Origin of the sequence: Pseudomonas fluorescens (genome assembly GCF_902497855.1) — a bacterium.
GTDB lineage: Bacteria > Pseudomonadota > Gammaproteobacteria > Pseudomonadales > Pseudomonadaceae > Aquipseudomonas > Aquipseudomonas fluorescens_BI.
This window is the reverse complement of record NZ_CABVHU010000002.1, coordinates 335196-358059: the sequence shown is the minus strand read 5'-3', so window position 1 is coordinate 358059 and position 22864 is coordinate 335196. Positions and strand designations below refer to the sequence as shown.

Sequence of the window (22864 nt, the reverse complement as noted above, 5' to 3'; positions counted from 1 at the left end):
GAGAAATGTCCTACCAGGTCATCCGAAACTTCTGCTGTGCGCGGAACATTTTCAGACAACCTGGTGAGAACGACGACTTACCTCAAGAGGACAGGTAAGACGAACGAGTCAGCCCCAAACGCAGTGCGTCGAGGAACTGAGTGCGCTCGGCGGCAGTGATGCGGGCGCTGGCGCACTTGTCGCGGTAGTGGGTCATCAACTCTTCCGGCGACAAGTGCACGTAACGCAGCATGTCTTCGATGGTGTCGTGGGTTTCGATACCCGCGTGGTACACGCTGCCGTCGGCATTCTGGTAGATGTTCACCGAATCGGTGTCACCGAACAGGTTGTGCATGTCGCCGAGAATTTCCTGATAGGCGCCCACCAGGAAGATACCCAGCAGGTAGTCTTCGCCTTCGTTCAATCCGTGCACCGGCAGGCTGGTTTCGATGCTCTGCTCGTCGACGTATTGCTTGATCTTGCCGTCGGAGTCGCAGGTCAGGTCCTGCAGCACCGCGCGACGCAAAGGCTCCTCGTCGAGACGATGCAACGGCAGGATCGGCAGCACCTGGCCGATGGCCCAGGTGTCCGGCAGGCTCTGGAAGACCGAGAAGTTGCAGATGTACTTGTCGGCCAGCTTGTCGTTGAGCTCGTCGAGCACCTGGCGGTGCGAACGCTGACGGGCCTTCAGCGAGTTGTGCAGGCGACGGCACACGGCGAAGTAGCATTGTTCGGCCAGGGCTTTCTCGGCCAGGGTCAGCTTGCCGTCGGCGTACTGGGTGGCCACGTCGCTCATGTAGTGCGTGGCGCGCCAGTAGGTTTCGGTGACCATCTCGATGTCGGTCGGACCCAGCAGGTCAACCAGCCACTGCACGGTTTCCGGCAGCGCTTCCTTGTTCTCGATCTGCGGTACGTCGTCGTTGTGTTTCTCGACGTCGGTCACCTGCACCACCAGCATGGCGTGGTGCGCGGTCAGGGAGCGGCCGCTCTCGGAGAAGATGTTCGGGTGCGGCAGGCTCTGCGCGTCGCAGAATTCCTTGAGCATCCCGACCACTACACCGGCGTAATCGTCCATGTCGTAGTTGATCGAGCTGGCGTTGCGCGAGTGGGTACCGTCGTAATCCACGCCCAGTCCACCGCCGACGTCGATGTGATCCACCGGCAGGCCGAGGTTGCGCAACTCGCCGTAATAACGGATCGCTTCCTTGAAGCCGTGCTGGTAGTCCGCCAGGTTGGCGATCTGCGAACCCATGTGGAAGTGCAGCAGGCGAATGCCCTGATCCAGGCCCGCGGCGCGGAAACGCTCGACCACCGACAGCAGTTGCGCCGCCGACAGACCGAATTTGGATTTTTCGCCGCCGGTGTCCGCCCACTTGCTCGACGCCAGGGATGACAGGCGCACGCGCAGCCCGACCTGAGGCTTGACCTTCAGCGAGGCGGCTTCTTCGATCACCAGGGCGACTTCGGACTCTTTCTCGATCACGATGAACACGTTGTGGCCAAGTTTCTGCCCCATCAGCGCCAGACGGATGAACTCTCGGTCCTTGTAACCGTTGCAGACGATGGTGCCGCCTTTCGGTGCGAGCGCCAGCACCGCCAGCAGCTCAGGCTTGGAACCGGCTTCCAGACCGATGGAAACATTCTGGGTGGCAATGATGTTTTCGATCACCGCTTCTTGCTGGTTGACCTTGATCGGGTACAGCGCAGTGTACTTGCTCTGGTATTCCAGGCGTTCGATGTTGGCGTCGAAAGCACCGGTCAACTGACGCACGCGGTCTTGCAGAATGTCCGGGAAACGCACCAGCAACGGCAAGGACAGGCCGCTTTGGCGCAGCTGGTCGACTTGCTCGAACAGGTCGATAGGCGAACTGGCCGGACCGTTCGGACGAACTTCGACGCGACCGGCGTCATTGATCGCGAAATACCCGGCCCCCCAATGGCGGATCCCGTAAACACTGCGGCTGTCCGCAACTGTCCATTGGCTGCCATCGTCTTTGCGTGTGCGTCGTACGGACATTGAAGTCCCCTATTAAGAAGTCATAGAGCGTCGCCTGGGTTCAGGCCGGCGCAGTCTAAAGAATGAAAATGACGGTTCGTCAACGAGGGGATAGACCTCGCTGACCGCGATGAGTTTAGAAACCGGTCAGAACAGGCTCTGTGAAAACCATGTAGACGACGCCGGACCTGGGTCAGGACCGGATCAAGCCGAGGGTGGGTTTCACAGAGGCTGCTAGCCGCCGGACTTCTTCGCCTTGAAACCGTGTTTGATCAGCTCGGCCAAGAGTAGCTCGACATGATCGCCCTGGATTTCAATGATGCCGTCTTTCAGCGCCCCGCCGGTCCCGCAACGTTTTTTCAACGTGGTCGCCAGGTCCTTGAGCGCGTCTTCGTTCAACGGCACGCCGGTGATGGTGGTCACCGTCTTGCCGCCACGCCCCTTGCTTTCGCGACGCACGCGAGCGATGCCGTCGCCGGCCGGGAGAACGGTCTGTTTGCAGATACAGGCATCCACCGGTTTACTGCAATCCGGGCAATGACGACCTGCGTCGGTGGAAAATACCAGGCCACCTAGGGCGGCGAAGGATGCGGCTTTTTTGGCCACCGGCAATCCTCTTGGGAGGACAAAGACTGGTCGCGGCAACCCGGGAGGGAGCCATCGACCGCGAAGCCCCACTCAGGCAGGGGCAGCGCTACTGAACCGGTACAATCCTGTAGGAGCGAAGCTTGCTCGCGAAGAACGCAAGGACGATGCGGACAATCTGAATGCACGCGTTATCGTTAATGTCCTTCGCGAGCAAGCTTCGCTCCTACAGAAGAGCAATACCGGTTCAGTTTGAAAAAGGTCGCGCAGTGTAACGGCAAAAAGCCGACTTGCTAAGAGCCAATCGGCGCCAATTTATGCCGCTTATGCGACGTCCGGCCCACGAGCCCGGAGATAGCGCTGCAAGGCCGCCAGAGAGTCCGGGCAATAAGGCTTTTGCTGGATTTCCAGCATGACCTGATCGATGGGTATGAAGCGCGCTTCGAGCACCTCTTCCGGTTGCAGGACCAAAGGGCCATCCCACACCGCCGAAAAGGCTGAACACCACAGGCGATTGCCGGTGTCCTCGAAGAAAAAGTGGTCATGGGCAATCAGTTCCACACCGCTCACGCCCAGCTCTTCTTCCAGCTCACGGGCCGCCGATTCGGCGTAAGTCTCGGTGGCCAGCACCATGCCGCCGGCCGCCACGTCCCAGTAACCCGGGTATATCGCTTTGCTCAGGGTGCGTCGGTGCACGCAGAGTTCACCGGCGCTATTGAACAGCATGATGTAGGTGCCGCGACCGATCAGCCCGCGCTCGCGCAGCTCGGAGCGGACCAGCGCACCGAGCAGGTTGTCCTGCTCGTCGACCCAGGCGATCTGTTCGGCATCCGAGGCCGCACGATGGGCGGCCTCGCGCAGGCTATCGATGGAGCTATCGACCATGACTCAGCCCTGATTGAGCAACTGACGCAAATCGATGACCGCGGCGTTGGCCCGGGAAATGTAATTGGCCATGACCAGCGAGTGGTTGGCCAGCACACCGAAGCCGCTGCCGTTGAGGATCATCGGGCTCCACACCGGTTCTTGCGAGGCTTCCAGTTCACGAATGATCTGGCGCACGCTGACCGTCGCGTTCTTCTTGGCCAGCACGTCGGCGAAGTCGACTTCGATGGCGCGCAGCAGATGGGACAGTGCCCAGGCCTGGCCACGGGCTTCGTAGAACACGTTGTCGATCTGCATCCACGGGGTTTCGACGATTTCCTCGTCGACCTGCGGTACCTGACCTGGCGCGACAACTTCGGTTTTCAGCGCGGTGTTGAGTTTGACCCGGCCAACGCTGGCCGACAGTCGTTGCGACAACGAGCCCAGGCGGGTGCCGACATCGCCCAGCCAGTTGTTCAGGTTGTCGGCGCGGGCGTAAAACAATGCGCTTTTCTGACTCGGATCGGACAAGCGTGCCTGATAACGGCTCAGGGACTTGATCCCTTCCTGGTATTCAGACTCGCTGGATGGCAGCACCCAGCTTTTGTTGTCGAAATTGAAACGCGGCTCGGCCTTGGCCAGGTCGGCGTCTTCGGTGGACTGCGACTGGGAGCGGGCGAAGTCCTTGCGCAGCGCACGGCTCAGGTCGCGGACCTGGACCAGCACGCCATATTCCCAGCTCGGCGTGTTATCCATCCACAGGCCCGGCGGGAACCGGTCGTTGGAAATGTAACCGCCCGGTTTGGTCAGCAAGGTATCGGCGACGGTCTTGAGCGTTTCCACCGTGGTATAGCCGATGACCATCTGCTTGCCTTCTTTCTCGGCAGCCACCTGGGCATTCTGTTGGACCGGGAACAGCGCAGGCTCCTGGCTCCAGTACCAGCCCAGCGCAATCGCAACCAGCAGGTAAAGGCCGATCAGCGTGGCCAGCGCCCGGCTGAACAGCAGGCCGCCAAAATAACTGCGGGTGGCCGATTTCGGTTCAGCGGCACGTTCAGGCGCGCTGCCCGCGCGGTTCTTCCAGTCCAGCATGGCGATATCCTTTCAATCACTTGAGTTCATCGGTTCGACCACAACCCTACGCCATCGTGCCTCGTTTGCCGCGCATTAAATCCGGCGCAAGGGGCGAGCCGCGCAACGGGCGCGATCGAGCGGCCACTATAAATGAAGCACGGCCGCCAGCCTATCCGACCCGTCGGCCAGAAACTGAATGAGGTCGCTTTGCAGATTATCGACGTGCGACACTCATGCACATGAAAAGGGGTGCTAGCATAGCGCCACCATCGACCTCAGCATGCACCCTCACTAGTAGTCAGGATATGACCGAGCCAGAAGACCCCAGCCGTGAGCGCCTCAAGCAGCACTTTGCCCAGCGGGTGATTCATCAGGCACGTCAAATTCTTGAAATATGGCAGCGCCTGCAACACAGCGAGTGGTCCAACACCGACTTGGCGGAACTGAGCGAGGCCAATCTGCGCCTGTTGCGTTTCGCCGAGCGCTTCGAACAACCGGAACACATCCAGCTGGCGCACCACATCGGCCATTCGCTGCAGGCAGTCGACGCCAATCGCGGACGCCTGAACAGCGGTCTGATCAATGACCTCAATCGCTTGATGCAGTGCTTGTCGCGCACCGGCCTGCGCCATGGCGATCAGCTCGAACAAACCTTCCTGCCGCCATTGCGCAAGCCCATCTATGTGATGCTGCAGGATCACGACCGCGCGGAGCGACTGGCCAGGCAGCTGGAGTTTTTCGGGCTCAGCGCCCAATCCCTGGACAGCGTGACGGCGTTTCGCTCGTCAATGGTCGAGCGCTCGCCCGCGGCGATCGTCATGGACGTGGACTTCAGCGGTGCCGGCATCGGCCTGAAACTGGCCGCCGAAGCCCAGGTCGGTATGGAAGAACCCTTGCCGCTGCTGTTTTTCAGCCTGCAGGAAACCGACACGCCTACCCGCCTCGCCGCGGTGCGCGCCGGTGGCCAGGAGTTCCTGACCGGCACCCTCGAGGCGTCGAGTCTGCTGGAGAAAATCGAAGTCCTGACCTGCGTCGCCCAGTACGAACCTTATAAAGTGCTGATCATCGATGACTCCCGCGCCCAGGCGTTGCACACCGAACGCTTGCTCAACAGCGCCGGGATCGTCACACGGACGCTGATCGAGCCGATTCAGGCGATGGCCGAGCTGGCAGACTTCCAGCCGGACCTGATCATCCTCGACATGTACATGCCGGCCTGCACCGGGACGGAACTGGCCAAGGTGATCCGCCACAATGATCGCTACGTGAGCGTGCCGATCATTTACCTGTCCGCCGAAGACGATCTGGACAAGCAACTCGACGCCATGAGCGAGGGCGGTGACGACTTCCTGACCAAACCGATCAAGCCCCGACACCTGATCACCACCGTGCGTAATCGCGCGGCGCGGGCGCGCAACCTCAAGGCGCGGATGGTTCGCGACAGCCTCACCGGCCTCTACAACCACACCCACATCCTGCAATTGCTCGAAGACTGCAGCTTGCGCGCCCGTCGTGAAAACAAGCCCCTGAGCTTTGCAATGCTCGACATCGACCACTTCAAACGGGTCAACGACAGCCATGGTCACCCCATGGGCGACCGTGTGATCAAAAGCCTGGCACTGTTCCTCAAGCAACGCTTGCGCAAGACCGACTTCATCGGCCGCTACGGCGGTGAAGAGTTTGCCATCGTCATGCCGGACACCGACCTCGAATCGGCTTACAAAGTGCTTGAAGAAATCCGTCAGCGTTTTGCTGAAATTCATTATCCGGCCCAGCCCCAGGACCTGCGGTGCACCTTCAGTGCCGGGGTGGTCGAGCTGTGGGAAAACTCCGACGGGCTGATGATGGCCAACCAGGCTGACGAAGCGCTGTACCGCGCCAAACATGCGGGACGCAACCGCGTACAGGCAGCGCGAACATTAAAGCAAAGTGCCACCTTTTCACCGGAACCGACCTAACCGGTCATGACCCTGTAACACAAACGCAATAACTTCAGGCACTTACGATTCTGCCGCTGGTAGTCCCGCGATGCGCCTGAAGTTGCTGACCAATCTCAATACCCTCCTGCTAGTCGCCGTGTGCGTGGCCCTGGGCGCCACCCTGTGGTGGTCGCAAAAGGCTCTGGAACGCCCCTACCTGTTGATGGAGCGCTACCTGGGCCTGTCCCGGCAATTTCAGGATGACGTCGCGCGCAACATCGAGGATTACCTTGCCAGCGGTGATGCCCTGCGCCTGAGCAGCGGCGGTCAAGCCATCGACCGCCTGCAAAAGGAACTGGGTGAGTTGCCGCCGGCATTGGCCGATACCTTGCGCCCGAGCCTGTCGAATCTGGATGAGTTCAGCAAAACCGACCTGTTGGCTGCCGGTAAGCTCGCGGGCGATCCACAGGCGCTGCTGCTGCAAGCCGAACGCGAATTGGGGGCCAGCCTTGATCAGCTCAGCCAATACGCCGGTGTTAATGTTGCTTATCTGACGCCATTGCTCGCCGCGTCCCTGCACTTGGGCAAACTGTCGCTGGCCCGGGACAAACTGGTCAGCAGCGGTCGCAGCGAACTGGCCACCAATGTCGAGCGCGAAGTCGGCAACCTGCGCATTCAAGCTGAACAACTGGACGCCTTGCCACTGCTGGGCATCACCACCAGCAGTCAATCGAACACGGATGATTTCGCCGCGATGATGGGCCTGGAGAACACCGGGAAAGCCGTCGCCGAAGAGGCGGGCGTCGGCCTCAAGCGTGAACTCAATAACCTGTTGTCCCGCTACCCTTCGGAACTTGCCCGCACCCGTGAACAGATTCGCCAACGCGCCGACCTCAGCGCCGCCACGCACCTGAGAATCGCCGCCGTGCAGCAGGCCATTGCCAAGCTGGAGCCGGTGGTCCGCGCCCAACACGGGCAGATCCAGAGCGAAGTGCGGCTGATGCAGGGGGTAATGATCGGCCTGATCCTGTTGATCGCGCTGCTGATCGATACCCTGCAACGACGCCTGGCCCGGACCCTGACCAACCTGGCACCAGCCCTGTCGACCTGGGCCGAGGGCGACTTCAGCCAGGACATTGAATTGGGCAAGACCAATCGCGAATTGCATGACATTCAAGCCTCGCTCAATCACCTGCGGGCCTATCTGGTGGATCTGGTGGGCACCATTCGCCTCAACGCCGAACAGGTCGCCGGCAGCAGCCGTACCCTGGCGGAGTTGAGCAACGACCTGCACAGCGGCGCCGAGCATCAGGCCGGCGACACCGCGATGATCCGCGATTCCCTCGGCGAACTGGAGGCGACCATTCAACAAGTTGCCGGCGATGCCAGCCAGGCCGCCGAAGCCAGTCGGCATGCCGGACTGGCGGTGACGCACGGGCAGCAAGTCATCGGCCTGAGCCTAACCGGCCTGCATGCGTTGGTGGGTGAAGTGCAGGGCAACGCGCAGATGATCGAACAGTTGGCCGAGGAGTCGGCAACCATCGGTGGCGTGCTGACGGTCATCCGCTCCATTGCCGACCAGACCAACCTGCTGGCCCTTAACGCCGCCATCGAAGCGGCCCGTGCCGGAGAAATGGGTCGTGGGTTTGCGGTGGTAGCCGAAGAGGTTCGCTCGCTGGCGCAACGCACTGCCCGGGCGACCGCAGAGATTCAGACCTTGATCGCCGGCCTGCAAACCGCCGCACGGCAATCGGTGGAGGGCATGCGCACCCAGGTCGAGCACGCCGAAACCACCGCCAATCAGGCGCAAGCGGCGGACGGCGCGCTGGATAAAATCGTCGGGGCGATCCAGACCATTTCCGACACCGCCGTGCGCATTGCCGATGTCACCGCCCAGCAGAGCGGCGCCGTCAGCGAAATCCGCGATCACAGTGAGCGGATTCACCAGTTGGGGGGGGATAACCTGCTGCGCATTGGCCAGGGGCGTGAGCAAGGGGAGCAGCTGTTGGTGCTGGGTGGTCGGTTGCATACGGCCGTTCAGGCCTTCCGCGTCTGACAGACCGCCCCGTACCTGTAGGAGCGTGGCTTGCCCGCGAATCAGCGCGACGCGGTCTTTCAAGCAGACCGCGTTATCGTTCTTCGCGGGCAAGCCTCGCTCCTACAGGTACAGGGCAATCTGCGCGACTGTCCGCTATCATGCCCTCACTTTCAACACGCGAGACTGTCATGCGCCGCTTGCTTTGCCTGTTGTTTTTAGTGCTCGCCCTGCCGGCCTCCGCCGCCGGTTTGCTGGAGAGTCGGCCCAGTTCCACCCTGGGCTCGATCAACAACAGCGCCGACTTCCTGCCGGTACGCGAAGCCTTTCAATTAAGCCTGGTAGACAGCACGCCCCAGTCGATCAAACTGCGTTTTGTCGCCACCGAGGGGTACTACCTCTACCGCCACCGCTTCCAGTTTCGCGCCGAGCCCGCCGATGTCAGCCTCGGCGCCGCGCAGTTGCCCAAGGGCGAACAGAAGCACGACGAGTATTTCGGCGATGTCGAGGTCTACCACGGCATTCTCGAGGTAGAGGTGCCGCGCACCGATCAACGCGCCTTCACCCTGGCCGTTACCTATCAGGGCTGCGCCGATAAGGGCCTGTGCTATCCGCCCGAGACCGAGCGCCTGGACATAGAGGGCAGCGCCGGCACCACGAGCTGGGGCTGGCGGGAACTTGCCCTGTTCTTCCTCGCCGGTGTTGGCCTGACGTTCACGCCCTGCGTACTGCCCATGCTGCCGATCCTGTCCGGCGTGGTGTTGCGCGGCAAGGTCGGCGGCTGGCGCGGATTCAACCTGTCGCTGGCCTACGTCTTGCCAATGGCCATCTGTTTCGCCCTGCTCGGTGCGCTGATGGGCATGTTCGGCGCGCAGCTCAATCTCCAGGCGCGCCTGCAATCGGCCTGGGTGCTGGTGCCGTTTGCGGCGTTCTTTGCGCTGTTTGCCCTGGCCATGTTCGGGGTATTCGAACTCAAGCTGCCGCACGCCATCAGCAGTCGGCTCGACCGAATCGCCGGCCGCACCGAAGGCGGCTCGTTGTGGGGCGCGGCGGTACTTGGCGTCGTCTCCAGCCTGCTGGTCTCGCCTTGCGTATCGGCACCACTGGCCGGTGCGCTGCTGTACATCAGCGCCAGCGGCGATGCACTCGGCGGCGGCTTGAAACTGTTCATGCTCGGCCTCGGCATGGGTGCACCGCTAGTGCTGGTGGCGACCGGAGGCGCTGCCTGGCTGCCGAAAAGCGGGCCATGGCTGATCCATGTGAAAAACGCGATCGGGGTTTTGTTGCTGGGCTTGGCAATCGGCCTGCTCAGCCGGGTGTTGCCGGGCCAGATCACTTTGCTGCTGATCGGCTTGCTCACCGGCGGTGTCGGCTTGTTCATGGGCGCGCTGGAGTTCGTCTACAAACCTCCTCGAAAACGCCTGGGCCAGTTACTCGGGATGTTTCTGCTGTTTTACGCGCTGGCCTGCTGGTATGGCGCATTCAGTGGCCAGACCGATCCGCTCAATCCGATCGGCCAGCCGCGCATTGTCACGAGCACCGAGCAAGCGCAGGACAGCAGCGCCTGGCAAACCATCAGCACCCCGGCAGAGCTCGATCGCGTGCTTGCCCAAGCCAAATCCACCGGCGTTCCGTTGCTGCTGGACTGGTACGCCGACTGGTGCATCAGTTGCAAAGTCATCGAACACCAGGTGCTTAACGATGCCACGGTCATGGAAAGGCTCAAGGGTTATCGATTGATTCGCTTCGACATCACCGAAAGCAATGCCGGGCAACGTGCCCTGCTCGACCGCTACAAACTGTTCGGCCCGCCAGCGCTGATGTTTTTCGGCAAGGACGGCGCCGAACAGGCCGATGTGCGGGTGATCGGCGAGATCAACGCAGCGGACTTCGCCGAACGTGTTGCGCAAGCAAATGACCGGAATAAATAAACCGGTCATATATTTCGCGCAAACATCGGCCATCGTGCGGGCTATTGCATAGAACTGGACAGTCACAAAGGCTTTGCGGCATAGTCGCCGGGTTCTGACACTTGCTCACAGATAACAAGGAACAGCAGATGGCGACGCTATTGGTTCTGCACGGCCCCAACCTGAACATGCTCGGCACCCGTGAACCGGGCACCTACGGCGCTACGACACTGGCGCAGATCAACCAGGACCTGGAACGCCGTGCCCGTGAAGCCGGCCACCATTTGCTGCACCTGCAAAGCAACGCCGAGTACGAATTGATCGACCGCATCCACGCCGCCCACAGCGAAGGTGTGGACTTCATTCTGATCAACCCGGCAGCTTTTACGCACACCAGCGTCGCATTACGTGACGCGCTGCTGGCGGTGAGCATCCCATTCATCGAAGTGCATTTGTCTAACGTGCACAAACGCGAACCTTTCCGCCATCACTCTTACTTCTCCGACGTAGCGGTGGGAGTGATCTGCGGCCTTGGCGCCAGCGGTTACCGACTGGCCCTGGAGGCCGCGCTAGAACAGCTTGAAACACAGGCAACGACTTGAACTACAAGCGTTAAACGCCCCTGACCGACCCTTGGGAGTTGATGATTCATGGATATCCGTAAAGTTAAGAAACTGATCGAATTGCTGGAAGAGTCCGGCATCGACGAGCTCGAGATCAAGGAAGGCGAAGAGTCCGTACGCATCAGCCGCCACAGCAAGACGCCTGCCCAGCAGTACTACGCACCGGCTCCGATGCATGCTCCGGCGCCTGCGCCTGTTGCTGCCGCCCCGGTTGCCGCTGCCGCTCCTGCTGCTCCGGCCGCGCCAGTTCTGAACGGCACCGTAGCTCGTTCGCCTATGGTCGGCACCTTCTATCGCAAGTCTTCGCCAAGCTCGCCGTCCTTCGTTGAAGTCGGCCAGACCGTGAAGAAAGGCGACACCCTGTGCATCGTTGAAGCCATGAAGATGATGAACCACATCGAAGCTGAAACCAGCGGTGTGATCGAATCCATCCTCGTCGAAGACGGCCAGCCGGTTGAGTACGACCAACCGCTGTTCACCATCGTTTGAACCGCGGAGAGCCTTTGATGACTGCGAAGTTGGAAAAAGTTCTGATCGCCAACCGCGGTGAGATCGCCCTGCGGATCCTGCGCGCCTGCAAAGAAATGGGCATCAAGACTGTCGCCGTTTACTCCAAGGCCGACAAGGAACTGATGCATCTGGGCCTGGCAGACGAATCCGTCTGCATCGGTCCGGCATCGGCCGCTCATTCTTACCTGCACATTCCGGCAATCATCGCCGCGGCCGAAGTGACCGGTGCCACCGCCATTCACCCAGGCTACGGCTTCCTTGCGGAAAACGCCGACTTCGCCGAACAGGTGGAAAACTCCGGCTTCGCCTTCATCGGCCCGAAAGCCGAGACCATTCGCCTGATGGGCGACAAGGTATCGGCCAAGCACGCCATGATCGCCGCTGGCGTGCCAACCGTTCCGGGTTCCGACGGCCCGCTGCCTGAAGACGAAGAAACCGCGCTGCGCATCGGTCGCGAAGTCGGTTACCCGGTGATCATCAAAGCCGCTGGCGGCGGCGGTGGTCGCGGCATGCGCGTTGTGCATAACGAAGAAGACCTGATCTCCTCGGCGAAACTGACCCGTTCCGAAGCGGGCGCGGCGTTCGGCAACCCGATGGTCTACCTGGAAAAGTTCCTGACCAACCCACGCCACGTGGAAGTCCAGGTCCTGTCCGATGGCCAGGGCCAGGCGATCCATCTGGGCGACCGCGACTGCTCGCTGCAACGTCGTCACCAGAAGGTTCTCGAAGAAGCGCCGGCACCGGGCATCGACGAGAAAGCACGCGCTGAAGTCCTCGCTCGCTGCGTCAAGGCCTGCATCGACATCAACTACCGTGGTGCGGGTACTTTCGAGTTCCTGTACGAGAACGGCGCGTTCTACTTCATCGAAATGAACACCCGCGTTCAGGTTGAGCACCCGGTTTCGGAAATGGTCACCGGCATCGACATCGTCAAGGAGATGCTCAGCATCGCCGCTGGCAACAAGCTGTCGTACACCCAGGATGACGTGGTCATCCGCGGTCACGCGCTGGAATGCCGGATCAACGCCGAAGACCCGAAAACCTTCATGCCGAGCCCTGGCACGGTCAAGCATTTCCACGCACCAGGCGGCAACGGCGTTCGCGTCGATTCGCACCTGTACAGTGGCTATGCCGTTCCGCCGAACTACGATTCGTTGATCGGCAAGCTGATCACCTACGGCGCAACCCGTGACGAAGCGTTGGCGCGCATGCGCAATGCGCTGGACGAAATCGTTGTCGACGGGATCAAGACCAACATCCCGCTGCACCGCGACCTGGTCCGCGATGAAGGCTTCTGCAAAGGTGGAATCAACATCCACTACCTGGAACACAAGCTGGCTGGCGACAAGCACTAAGCTTTAGCCTGCTCGACAAAGCCGCCTTCGGGCGGCTTTGTTGTTTCTGGACATTTCACCCGTCGTGCCGCCATACCCCCCTGTAGGAGCTGGCTTGCCAGCGAAGGCGCCAGGTCAGACACGAACTGTGTCGCCTGACACGACGCCTTCGCTGGCAAGCCAGCTCCTACAGGGGTCCGCGTCTTTCAGGAATCGTGCGGCGGATGCAGGTCATGCCACTCCCACAAACACTGCGCGCTCGCGTAAACTTGCGCGCTTCTCGCAGCCCGCTAGGCTGCAATCAATATTTTTCAAAGGTGCCCGCCATGCCTTGGCTGCAAGTCCGTCTCGCCATCAGCCCAGAACAAGCCGAAACCTACGAAGACGCTTTCCTCGAAGTGGGCGCCGTGTCGGTGACCTTCATGGATGCCGAAGATCAGCCGATCTTCGAACCGGAACTCAACACCACGCCGCTGTGGTCGCACACGCACCTGCTGGCCCTGTTCGAAGGCGGCACCGAAGCCGCCACCGTGCTGGCTCACCTGGAATTGCTGACCGGCAGCCCGCTGCCCGAGCATCACAGCGAAGTCATCGAAGACCAGGACTGGGAGCGCAGCTGGATGGACGGTTTCCAGCCGATGCGTTTCGGTCAGCGGCTGTGGATCGTCCCGAGCTGGCACGCCGCGCCGGAACCCGACGCCGTCAATCTGCTGCTGGACCCGGGCCTGGCGTTCGGCACCGGCACCCACCCGACCACCGCGCTGTGCCTGGAATGGCTCGACGGTCAGGACCTCAAAGGTTGCAACGTACTGGACTTCGGCTGCGGCTCGGGGATCCTGGCCATCGCCGCCCTGCTGCTGGGTGCCAGGGAAGCCGTCGGCACCGACATCGACGTGCAGGCGCTGGAAGCCTCCCGCGATAACGCCGGGCGCAACAACATTGCCGAAGAGCTGTTCCCGCTGTATCTGCCGGAAGATCTGCCCCAGGTTCAGGCCGATGTGCTGGTGGCCAACATCCTCGCCGGCCCGCTGGTTTCCCTTGCGCCGCAATTGTCCGGCCTGGTCAAGCCGGGCGGTCGCCTGGCGCTGTCGGGCATCCTCGCCGAACAAGGTGAAGACGTTGCCAACGCCTACGCCCGGGACTTCGACCTGGACCCGATCGCCAATCGCGATGGCTGGGTGCGCATTACCGGCCGTCGGCGCTAGAATGAGCCTCTGCATGAACCGGATCGCCGCATGACCGACAGTTTTGTCACTCAGTGCCCGCATTGCCAAACCAGCTTCCGCGTCAGCCATGCTCAGTTGAGCGTTGCCCGCGGAGTGGTTCGTTGCGGCTCGTGCTTGCAGGTGTTCAACGCCGCCAAGCAGTTGCTTGAGCAACGGACCGGCAAAGAAGCGGTCGTGCCGGTTGCCCCGGTCATCGTTGAGACACCTGCGCGACGGGCCGTCAGCCAAAAGCAATGGAGCGCCGCCGAGCTCGACCTGGACAGCCTCGACCTGGATAAAGAACTCGCCCGGCTCGAACAGCGGGAAATCCAGCCGACAATGGAATTTGTGCGGCACCGCGAAGACAGCCTGAGCGCGCGCCGGGATACTGCCGAGCACGACGAAGCTTCGTGGTCCGACAGCCTGTTCAGTGAATCGGCCGCCGATCGCGCGCAGGCGGTCGAAGCCGACAAACGGGAAACGCCGCCAGAACCGGGCAAGCACTCGCGCACCGAACCTTCGTTCTCGCTGGAACCGGTTGATCTGGACGACGAGCCCCAGGTGCCGCAACTGCGCCTGAATGATCCGCTCGACATGCCCCTGCGCCATGATCGTCTGTCGGCAACCGATGCACCTGACGACGACCTGCCCCCGATTGCCCCCCTGCGCAAGCGACACGAACGCAGCGAGTCGACCGAACGTGTCGAGGCCTTGCAGGACCTGACCGACGACCCGCTGCAACTGGATTGGCAGAAACGTCGCGCCCCTTGGGGCCGACGGCTTTTCTGGCTGCTGCTGGTCCTGTCTGGTGCCGCCGCGCTCGCCGGCCAGTACATCGCTTACCACTTCGACGAACTGGCACGCCAGGACCAGTACCGCCCGTGGTTCCAGCAGGTGTGCCCGCACATCGGCTGCACCGTGCCGTCCAAGGTCGACATCGCGAAAATCAAAAGCAGCAACCTGGTGGTGCGCAGCCACCCGGATTTCAGCGGCGCACTGGTGGTCGACGCGATCATCTACAACCGCGCGCCCTTCTCCCAGCCTTTCCCGCTGCTGGAGTTGCGCTTTGCCGACCTCAACGGTCACCTGATCGCCAGCCGTCGCTTCAAGCCGGGCGAGTACCTTAATGGCGATCTGGAAGGCCTGCTGGAAATGCCTCCGCAAACGCCGATTCACATCGCGCTGGATATTCTCGATCCAGGCGCCAAAGCAGTGAACTACAGCCTGAGCTTCCATTCGCCCGAGTGAAACGGTTCAGTGTTACGGCTTTGACGGCATATTTCTGACTTCGACCGCTCGTACCAAACCGCTGGTAATAACAGAATCGCTGTTCAGATTTTGTTCAATTCAGCCTTTATCCAGTCATCGAGAGCGGGTATCATGCCAACCCTTTTTCGAAGTCTCATGATCCGGCCCCACAACAGGGAAGCCCTATGTCGGCGGTACGCATCGGTCCATATACATTACACAACGGCTTGATTCTCGCCCCGATGGCGGGTGTCACGGACCAACCCTTTCGTCAGCTGTGCAAGCGGCTCGGCGCGGGGCTAGTAGTCTCGGAAATGGTCACCAGCGACATGAGTTTGTGGAACACCCGCAAATCGCGCATGCGCATGATCCACGAAGGTGATCCCGAGCCACGCTCGGTACAGATCGCCGGTGGTGATGCACAGATGCTGGCGAATGCGGCCCGGGCCAACGTCGAACTGGGCGCGCAGATTATTGATATCAACATGGGCTGTCCGGCCAAGAAGGTCTGCAACAAGGCCGCCGGCTCCGCGCTGCTGAAAGATGAAGCACTGGTGACCGAGATCCTGCAGGCCGTGGTGGCTGCGGTTGATGTGCCGGTCACCCTGAAGATCCGCACTGGCTGGGACCGGGACAACAAGAACGGCCTGACAGTGGCGAAGATCGCCGAGCAGGCAGGCATCACGGCGTTGGCGGTTCATGGCCGCACCCGTGCCGATCTGTACACCGGTGTTGCCGAGTACGACACCATCGCCGCGATCAAGCAGGCGGTGTCGATCCCGGTCTTCGCCAACGGCGATATCGATTCACCCGAGAAGGCCCGGTACGTGCTCGATGCGACCGGTGCCGATGGCCTTTTGGTAGGCCGGGCTGCCCAGGGGCGGCCATGGATTTTTCGTGAGATCGATCATTTCCTGCGTACCGGCGAGAAACTCCCGGCCCTGGACCTGATCGAGGTGGAACGCATTCTGCTTGAGCATCTGGCCGCGCTGCACGTCTTCTACGGAGACGTCATGGGCGTACGCATCGCTCGAAAGCATGTGGGCTGGTATCTCGCAACCTTGCCGGGCGCCAGGGAATTTCGCGCCCACTTCAATCGTTTGGAAGATACGGAAGCACAATGCGCCAACGTTCAGGGCTTCTTCGCCGAACGTTACAAGAGCCTGACAGGGGACGGAGAGTGGGTGGCCGCATGACGATGATGACCGAGACTTTAGTGAGTGGAACAACACCCGTGAGCGACAACGTGAATTTGAAACAGCACCTCAACACGCCGAGCGAAGAAGGCCAGACCCTTCGCGGGAGTGTCGAGAAGGCGCTGCACAATTATTTCGCCCACCTTGAGGGCGCTGCCGTCACGGATGTGTACAACCTCGTGCTGTCCGAAGTCGAGGCGCCCCTGCTCGAGTGCGTGATGAACTACGTAAAGGGCAACCAGACCAAGGCCAGCGAGCTGCTCGGACTGAACCGGGGCACCCTGCGCAAGAAACTCAAGCAGTACGATTTGCTGTAAGCATTCAATCAAACCAGAAAGGCGCCCGCGTAGAAACGGTCGCCTTTTTTGCTGACTCCTTTGCTTTTGATGGAAATTGAAATGACCGACCAGACTACCCGCCTGCCGATCCGCCGCGCTTTGATCAGCGTTTCCGACAAGACCGGGATCCTCGAATTCGCCAAGGAGCTTGAAGCCCTGGGCGTCGAGATCCTCTCCACCGGCGGGACGTTCAAGCTGCTGCGTGACAACGGTGTTGCCGCAGTGGAAGTCGCGGATTACACCGGTTTCGCAGAAATGATGGACGGTCGGGTGAAAACCCTGCACCCGAAAATCCACGGCGGGATCCTCGGTCGTCGCGGTATCGACGACGCCATCATGAACGAGCACGGCATCAAGCCGATCGACCTGGTAGCGGTCAACCTGTACCCGTTCGAAGCCACCATCAACAAGCCAGGCTGCGACCTGCCGACCGCGATCGAGAACATCGACATCGGCGGCCCGACCATGGTCCGCTCGGCTGCAAAAAACCATAAAGACGTGGCCATCGTGGTCAATGCCGGCGACTACGCCAGCGTCCTCCAAAGCCTGAAAGCCGGCGGCCTGACCTACGCTCAGCGCTTCGACCTGATGCTCAAGGCCTTCGAACACACCGCCGCCTACGACGGCATGATCGCCAACTACATGGGCACCGTGAACCAGGCCGCCGACACCCTCAGCACCGAAGGTCGCAGCGAATTCCCGCGCACTTTCAACAGCCAGTTCGTCAAGGCCCAGGAAATGCGCTACGGCGAGAACCCGCACCAGAGCGCGGCGTTCTACGTGGAGGCCAAGCCTGCCGAAGTGGGCATCGCCACCGCAACCCAACTGCAAGGCAAGGAGCTGTCGTACAACAACGTGGCCGACACCGACGCCGCGCTGGAATGCGTGAAGAGCTTCGTCAAGCCGGCCTGCGTGATCGTCAAGCACGCCAACCCGTGCGGCGTGGCTGTCAGCCCGGACGCCGAGGGCGGCATCCGTCAGGCCTACGAACTGGCTTACGCCACTGACACCGAGTCGGCGTTCGGCGGCATCATCGCTTTCAACCGCGAGCTGGATGCTGAAACGGCCAAGGCCATCGTCGAGCGTCAGTTCGTCGAAGTGATCATCGCCCCAAGCGTCAGCGAAGAAGCCCGCGCCATCGTGGCTGCCAAAGCCAACGTACGCCTGCTGGCTTGTGGCGAATGGTCGGCTGATCGCGCCGCTGCCTGGGACTACAAACGCGTCAATGGCGGCCTGCTGGTACAGAGCCGCGACATCGGCATGATCAGCGCCGACGACCTGAAAGTCGTGACCAAGCGTGCGCCGACCGAACAGGAAATCCACGACCTGATCTTCGCCTGGAAAGTGGCCAAGTACGTCAAGTCCAACGCCATCGTCTATGCCAAGAACCGCCAGACCATCGGTGTCGGCGCCGGCCAGATGAGCCGCGTGAACTCCGCGCGTATCGCCGCGATCAAGGCTGAACACGCCGGGTTGCAGGTTGCAGGCTCGGTGATGGCCTCCGACGCCTTTTTCCCGTTCCGCGATGGTCTGGACAATGCGGCCAAGGTCGGCATCACTGCGGTGATCCAGCCGGGCGGCTCGATGCGTGACAACGAAGTAATTGCAGCAGCCGACGAGGCAGGCATCGCGATGGTATTCACCGGCATGCGCCACTTCCGTCACTGATTTGTTTGCTTGATCGTTCCCACGCTCTGCGTGGGCACGCAGCCCGGGACGCTCCGCGTCCCTCGGACGCGGAGCGTCCGCAGAGGCATTCCCACGCAGAGCGTGGGAACCATCGCCCTCCACAGAATTAGCGTCATCCCGAGGTTTTGAAATGAATGTTTTGATCATTGGCAGCGGTGGCCGTGAACACGCCCTGGCCTGGAAAGTGGCTCAGGATCCGCGCGTGCAGAAGGTTTTCGTGGCGCCTGGCAACGCCGGCACCGCCATTGAAGCCAAGTGCGAGAACGTCGCTATCGACGTGCTGGCCCTCGAGCAGCTGGCCGACTTCGCCGAGAAGAACGTTTCCCTGACCATCGTCGGCCCGGAAGTGCCGCTGGTCGCCGGTGTCGTCGACCTGTTCCGCTCCCGCGGCCTGGATTGCTTCGGCCCGACCGCTGGCGCCGCGCAGCTGGAAGGTTCGAAAGCCTTCACCAAGGATTTCCTGGCTCGCCACAAAATCCCGACGGCCGACTACCAGAACTTCACCGAGATCGAGCCAGCCCTGGCTTACCTGCGTGAAAAAGGCGCACCGATCGTGATCAAGGCCGATGGCCTGGCCGCCGGCAAAGGCGTGATCGTGGCCATGACCCTGGTCGAAGCCGAAGACGCCGTGCGTGACATGCTGGCCGGCAATTCATTCGGCGACGCCGGTTCGCGCGTCGTCATCGAAGAGTTTCTGGACGGCGAAGAAGCCAGCTTCATCGTCATGGTCGACGGCAAGAACGTATTGCCGATGGCCACCAGCCAGGACCACAAACGCGTCGGCGATGGCGACACCGGCCCGAACACCGGCGGCATGGGTGCTTACTCCCCGGCACCGGTAGTCACCAGCGAAGTGCACCAGCGCGTCATGGACCTGGTGATCTGGCCTACCGTGCGCGGCATGGCCGAGGAAGGCAACGTTTACACCGGCTTCCTGTACGCCGGCCTGATGATCGACCCGGCGGGCAACCCGAAAGTCATCGAGTTCAACTGCCGTTTCGGCGACCCCGAGACCCAACCGGTCATGCTGCGCCTGCAGTCGAGCCTGGTGCTGCTGGTCGAAGCTGCCCTGGCGCAAGCCCTGGACAAGGTCGAAGCACAATGGGATCCACGTCCGAGCGTCGGCGTCGTGCTGGCCGCTGGCGGCTATCCTGGTGACTACGCCAAAGGCGCGGCCATCAACGGTCTGGATGCAGCCGCGACACTGGAAGGCAAAGTCTTCCACGCCGGTACTACACTCAAGGACGGTCAAGTGGTGACGGCCGGTGGCCGGGTGCTCTGCGCTACGGCCATGGGCGCCAGCGTCGATGCTGCGCAGCAGCAGGCTTACAAGTTGGCGGCCCGGATCGATTGGGAAGGCTGTTTCTATCGCAAGGACATTGGCTACCGCGCCATTGCCCGTGAGCGTGGCGAAAATCAGGAATAAGCCATCCATTCGGCAGGGCAAGGGCCTCAGGCCCTTGCCGGGCTATTCCGGCGCCGCGCATAGTTATAATCTGGCATCAACCTACGAAGGGATTTCGCCGTGCGCTGGCTCAGGATTGCCATAGGTCTCACTGTCACGCTGCTGACGCTGCTCTGCACGCTACCGGCCCAGGCCGCGCAAGGCAGTGGCTGGGCGGTATTGCTCGACGAACAGGGCGACCTGCAACTGAGCGACATCCGTTCCGCTCGCTACACCAATCAATTCAGCCCCATCGAACTCGATCACCTCACTGCGGCCGAGCCCGATGGTGCGATGTGGCTACGCTTCAGGCTTGCGCCCGGCAAGCATGAACAGTTGCTGCGGGTGTTCGCTCCCGACCTTTCCGACCTCGATCTTTATGTACTGGAAGGCGACAGCCTGATCGAGGAGCTGGACAGCGGCGCGGAGCAACCTGGGGCTGACCGGCCACTGCCCAACAGCGACTTCCTGCTGCCGTTACCCCAAAGCGACAAGCCCCTCGACGTTTACCTGCGTCTGGTGTCCGAGCACCAGATGCGGCCTTACATCACCCTGCAGTCCGCCATCATGACCGCGGCCAATCAGAACCAGACCCTGATCTACGGCCTGCTGTTCGGTTGCCTCGGGATGCTGATCCTGCACAACCTGATCCGCTACGCATACACCCGGTCGCGCAGCTGCCTGTGGTTGTCTGCCTGTGAAGCCTTGTTGATGCTCAGCCTGGTGCTGCTGCTGAACCTCGCGGGGCCCTGGTTGCCGGACTGGCATGCGATCCAGACGCCTGGCGCTTACCTCGCCCTGCTGCTGACCGCCCCGTGCGGCCTGATGTTTGCCTATCGCTTTTTCGCCCCGCTCGGCCCGCACCCGTTGAACAAACTGTTGCTCGGCGACATCGTGGTCATCATCGTCTGCGGCCTGCTGCTGTTGTTCGTCAACACGCTGCCACTGAACATCATCACCTACGCACTGGTCGCCCTGGCGGGCCTGAGCATGTTGTTCGTCAGCGCCAATCACTGGCAAAAAGGCTATCGTCCCGCACGCCTGTTCGTGGTGGCGATGGTGGTCTTCAACGTCGGCACGCTGATTATCCTGCCCGCCCTGCTGGGCCTGACCCTGGTCGAGCCGCAAGGCCTGATTACCGCCCTGCTGGTGTTCATCTGCATCAGCGGCCTGCTGATGAGCATTGCCCTCAGCGAACGCCAGCGCAGCATCACCGAAGACCGTTTCAGCCTCAGTCGCGACCTGGCTGCCAGCAATGCCGAGATCAATGCCAAGGCCGAATTCCTGGCCAAAATCAGCCACGAAATCCGCACCCCGATGAATGGCGTGCTGGGGATGACCGAACTGTTGCTGGGCACGCCACTCTCGGTCAAGCAGCGCGACTACGTGCAAACCATCCACAGTGCCGGCAACGAACTGCTGACACTGATCAACGAGATCCTCGACATCTCCAAGCTCGAATCCGGGCAGATCGAGCTGGATGACGTCCAGTTCGATCTCAACGCGCTGATCGAAGACTGCCTGAGCATCTTCCGCGCCAAGGCCGAGCAGCAGAACGTCGAGTTGATCAGCTTTATCCAGCCGCAAGTACCGCGGGTGATCAGCGGTGACCCGACGCGCCTGCGCCAGACCCTGCTGAGCTTGCTGGAAAACGCCCTGAAGAAAACCGATGAAGGCGAAATCCTGATCGTCGTCGCCCTCGACGAGCGCAGCGCCACACCCCGCTTGCGCATTGCCGTACAGGACAGCGGCGAGCCCATGGACACCGAAGAACGCGACGCGCTGATGCACGCCGAACTGCACAGCAAAAACTTTCTCTCGGCGCCTCGCCTGGGGGGCAACCTGGGACTGGTGATCGCCCGTCAGCTGATCCGCTTGATGCACGGGGAGTTCGGCATCAAGAGCGGCAGCACCCAAGGCAGTACCTTGTGGCTGACCTTGCCGCTGGACCCTGACCGTCTCGAACACCCGACCTCCGATCTCGACGGGCCGCTGCAGGGCGCAAGGGTGTTGGTGGTAGACGACAACGACACCTGTCGCAAGGTGTTGGTGCAGCAGTGCAGCGCCTGGGGCCTGAACGTCAGCGCCGTGCCCTCCGGCAAGGAGGCCCTCGCGCTGCTGCGCACCAAGGCCCACCTGCGCGATTACTTCGACGTGGTCCTGCTCGACCAGAACATGCCCGGCATGACCGGCATGCAACTGGCGGCCAAGATCAAGGAGGACCCGAGCCTCAACCACGACATCCTGCTGATCATGCTCACCGGCATCAGCAATGCGCCGAGCAAGATCATCGCGCGCAATTCCGGGATCAAGCGCATCCTCGCCAAGCCGGTGGCCGGCTACACCCTCAAGACGACACTGGCGGATGAACTGAACCAGCGTGACAAAGGTCTCGTCGCTTCGCATCAGCTGCCTCCCGGCCCTGCCCTGCCGGTCAAGGTGCCCAGCGACTTCCGCATTCTGGTGGCCGAAGACAACAGCATTTCGACCAAGGTGATCCGCGGCATGCTGGGCAAACTCAACCTGCAACCCGATACCGCCAGCAATGGCGAAGAGGCCTTGCAGGCGATGAAAGCCCAACGTTACGACCTGGTATTGATGGATTGTGAAATGCCCATCCTCGACGGTTTCTCCGCCACCCAGCAATTGCGGGCCTGGGAAGTCGGCAACCAGCGAACCCGCACCCCCGTGGTCGCGTTGACCGCGCACATCCTCGCCGAGCACAAGGAACGCGCGCGTCAGGCCGGCATGGACGGGCACATGGCCAAACCGGTCGAGCTGTCGCAGTTGCGCGAGCTGATCGAACACTGGGTTGCCCAGCGCGATGAGCAGAACCGGGCGGCGGCGCAAACGTCCTGAGCCGACAGACTCCATAGTGCCTGATAGACTCCCCCCTCGACTTCCCTCGCCAGTGA

General features: G+C 61.5%; 16 protein-coding genes and 1 pseudogene. 13 read left to right on the top strand and 4 right to left on the bottom strand.

What is annotated here, in order from left to right; translation table 11 throughout:
• Nucleotides 1-82 precede the first annotated feature (82 nt).
• The 4 genes from speA to F8N96_RS06470 form a co-directional block, all read right to left on the bottom strand.
• A complete protein-coding gene (gene speA / locus F8N96_RS06485; RefSeq protein WP_150797111.1) occupies nt 83-1996 on the bottom strand; it encodes an arginine decarboxylase in 1914 nt (637 codons plus the stop codon).
• A gap of 213 nt (nt 1997-2209) precedes the next feature.
• Nucleotides 2210-2581, bottom strand: coding sequence for a translation initiation factor Sui1 (locus F8N96_RS06480; protein ID WP_150765010.1), 372 nt, complete (start codon nt 2579-2581; stop codon nt 2210-2212).
• Between the two features lie 303 nt (nt 2582-2884).
• On the bottom strand, nt 2885-3445 hold the full coding sequence (locus F8N96_RS06475; RefSeq protein WP_150797110.1) for an NUDIX hydrolase: 561 nt from the start codon (nt 3443-3445) through the stop codon (nt 2885-2887).
• 3 nt (nt 3446-3448) lie between these two features.
• Nucleotides 3449-4516, bottom strand: coding sequence for a DUF2333 family protein (locus F8N96_RS06470; RefSeq protein WP_150797109.1), 1068 nt, complete (start codon nt 4514-4516; stop codon nt 3449-3451).
• 287 nt (nt 4517-4803) lie between these two features.
• On the opposite strand from F8N96_RS06470, the gene F8N96_RS06465 reads away from it, so the two are divergent.
• From F8N96_RS06465 to F8N96_RS06405, 13 genes and pseudogenes are all read left to right on the top strand, one after another.
• Nucleotides 4804-6456, top strand: coding sequence for a response regulator (locus F8N96_RS06465; RefSeq protein WP_150797108.1), 1653 nt, complete (start codon nt 4804-4806; stop codon nt 6454-6456).
• Between the two features lie 1510 nt (nt 6457-7966).
• Nucleotides 7967-8473, top strand: a pseudogene (locus tag F8N96_RS35855) (methyl-accepting chemotaxis protein); the annotation flags it as partial.
• 170 nt (nt 8474-8643) lie between these two features.
• Nucleotides 8644-10383: a protein-disulfide reductase DsbD gene (locus F8N96_RS06455; RefSeq protein ID WP_150797106.1), complete on the top strand. Its 1740-nt coding sequence runs from the start codon at nt 8644-8646 to the stop codon at nt 10381-10383.
• A gap of 128 nt (nt 10384-10511) precedes the next feature.
• Nucleotides 10512-10964: a type II 3-dehydroquinate dehydratase gene (gene aroQ, locus F8N96_RS06450; protein WP_150765016.1), complete on the top strand. Its 453-nt coding sequence runs from the start codon at nt 10512-10514 to the stop codon at nt 10962-10964.
• 48 nt (nt 10965-11012) lie between these two features.
• Nucleotides 11013-11474 (top strand): acetyl-CoA carboxylase biotin carboxyl carrier protein, encoded by a 462-nt coding sequence (gene accB / locus F8N96_RS06445; protein ID WP_054044024.1) that lies wholly within the window; start codon nt 11013-11015, stop codon nt 11472-11474.
• 17 nt (nt 11475-11491) lie between these two features.
• Nucleotides 11492-12850 (top strand): acetyl-CoA carboxylase biotin carboxylase subunit, encoded by a 1359-nt coding sequence (accC, locus tag F8N96_RS06440; protein ID WP_150797105.1) that lies wholly within the window; start codon nt 11492-11494, stop codon nt 12848-12850.
• A 305-nt stretch (nt 12851-13155) separates the two neighbouring features.
• Nucleotides 13156-14034 (top strand): 50S ribosomal protein L11 methyltransferase, encoded by an 879-nt coding sequence (prmA, locus tag F8N96_RS06435; protein ID WP_150797104.1) that lies wholly within the window; start codon nt 13156-13158, stop codon nt 14032-14034.
• 30 nt (nt 14035-14064) lie between these two features.
• Nucleotides 14065-15282 carry a DUF3426 domain-containing protein gene (locus tag F8N96_RS06430; protein WP_150797103.1) on the top strand — a complete coding sequence of 406 codons (1218 nt, stop codon included), beginning with the start codon at nt 14065-14067 and terminating at the stop codon, nt 15280-15282.
• A gap of 185 nt (nt 15283-15467) precedes the next feature.
• Nucleotides 15468-16478, top strand: coding sequence for a tRNA dihydrouridine synthase DusB (gene dusB / locus F8N96_RS06425; protein WP_150797102.1), 1011 nt, complete (start codon nt 15468-15470; stop codon nt 16476-16478).
• On the top strand, nt 16475-16795 hold the full coding sequence (fis, locus tag F8N96_RS06420) for a DNA-binding transcriptional regulator Fis (RefSeq protein WP_007907419.1): 321 nt from the start codon (nt 16475-16477) through the stop codon (nt 16793-16795). The genes dusB and fis overlap by 4 nt, the downstream gene beginning before the upstream one ends.
• A gap of 81 nt (nt 16796-16876) precedes the next feature.
• Nucleotides 16877-18484 carry a bifunctional phosphoribosylaminoimidazolecarboxamide formyltransferase/IMP cyclohydrolase gene (gene purH, locus F8N96_RS06415; RefSeq protein WP_150797101.1) on the top strand — a complete coding sequence of 536 codons (1608 nt, stop codon included), beginning with the start codon at nt 16877-16879 and terminating at the stop codon, nt 18482-18484.
• Between the two features lie 151 nt (nt 18485-18635).
• Nucleotides 18636-19931, top strand: a complete 1296-nt coding sequence (gene purD / locus F8N96_RS06410; protein WP_150797100.1) for a phosphoribosylamine--glycine ligase — start codon at nt 18636-18638, stop codon at nt 19929-19931.
• 99 nt (nt 19932-20030) lie between these two features.
• Nucleotides 20031-22808, top strand: coding sequence for a hybrid sensor histidine kinase/response regulator (locus F8N96_RS06405; protein WP_150797099.1), 2778 nt, complete (start codon nt 20031-20033; stop codon nt 22806-22808).
• Nucleotides 22809-22864: the final 56 nt, after the last annotated feature.

What these genes read in the sequence shown, in the direction of transcription:
- speA (WP_150797111.1), bottom strand. Translation starts at nt 1,996, where the DNA reads ATGTCCGTACGACGCACACGCAAAGACGATGGCAGCCAATGGACAGTT.
- F8N96_RS06475 (WP_150797110.1), bottom strand. Translation starts at nt 3,445, where the DNA reads ATGGTCGATAGCTCCATCGATAGCCTGCGCGAGGCCGCCCATCGTGCG.
- F8N96_RS06470 (WP_150797109.1), bottom strand. Translation starts at nt 4,516, where the DNA reads ATGCTGGACTGGAAGAACCGCGCGGGCAGCGCGCCTGAACGTGCCGCT.
- F8N96_RS06465 (WP_150797108.1), top strand. Translation starts at nt 4,804, where the DNA reads ATGACCGAGCCAGAAGACCCCAGCCGTGAGCGCCTCAAGCAGCACTTT.
- F8N96_RS06455 (WP_150797106.1), top strand. Translation starts at nt 8,644, where the DNA reads ATGCGCCGCTTGCTTTGCCTGTTGTTTTTAGTGCTCGCCCTGCCGGCC.
- aroQ (WP_150765016.1), top strand. Translation starts at nt 10,512, where the DNA reads ATGGCGACGCTATTGGTTCTGCACGGCCCCAACCTGAACATGCTCGGC.
- accB (WP_054044024.1), top strand. Translation starts at nt 11,013, where the DNA reads ATGGATATCCGTAAAGTTAAGAAACTGATCGAATTGCTGGAAGAGTCC.
- accC (WP_150797105.1), top strand. Translation starts at nt 11,492, where the DNA reads ATGACTGCGAAGTTGGAAAAAGTTCTGATCGCCAACCGCGGTGAGATC.
- prmA (WP_150797104.1), top strand. Translation starts at nt 13,156, where the DNA reads ATGCCTTGGCTGCAAGTCCGTCTCGCCATCAGCCCAGAACAAGCCGAA.
- F8N96_RS06430 (WP_150797103.1), top strand. Translation starts at nt 14,065, where the DNA reads ATGACCGACAGTTTTGTCACTCAGTGCCCGCATTGCCAAACCAGCTTC.
- dusB (WP_150797102.1), top strand. Translation starts at nt 15,468, where the DNA reads ATGTCGGCGGTACGCATCGGTCCATATACATTACACAACGGCTTGATT.
- fis (WP_007907419.1), top strand. Translation starts at nt 16,475, where the DNA reads ATGACGATGATGACCGAGACTTTAGTGAGTGGAACAACACCCGTGAGC.
- purH (WP_150797101.1), top strand. Translation starts at nt 16,877, where the DNA reads ATGACCGACCAGACTACCCGCCTGCCGATCCGCCGCGCTTTGATCAGC.
- purD (WP_150797100.1), top strand. Translation starts at nt 18,636, where the DNA reads ATGAATGTTTTGATCATTGGCAGCGGTGGCCGTGAACACGCCCTGGCC.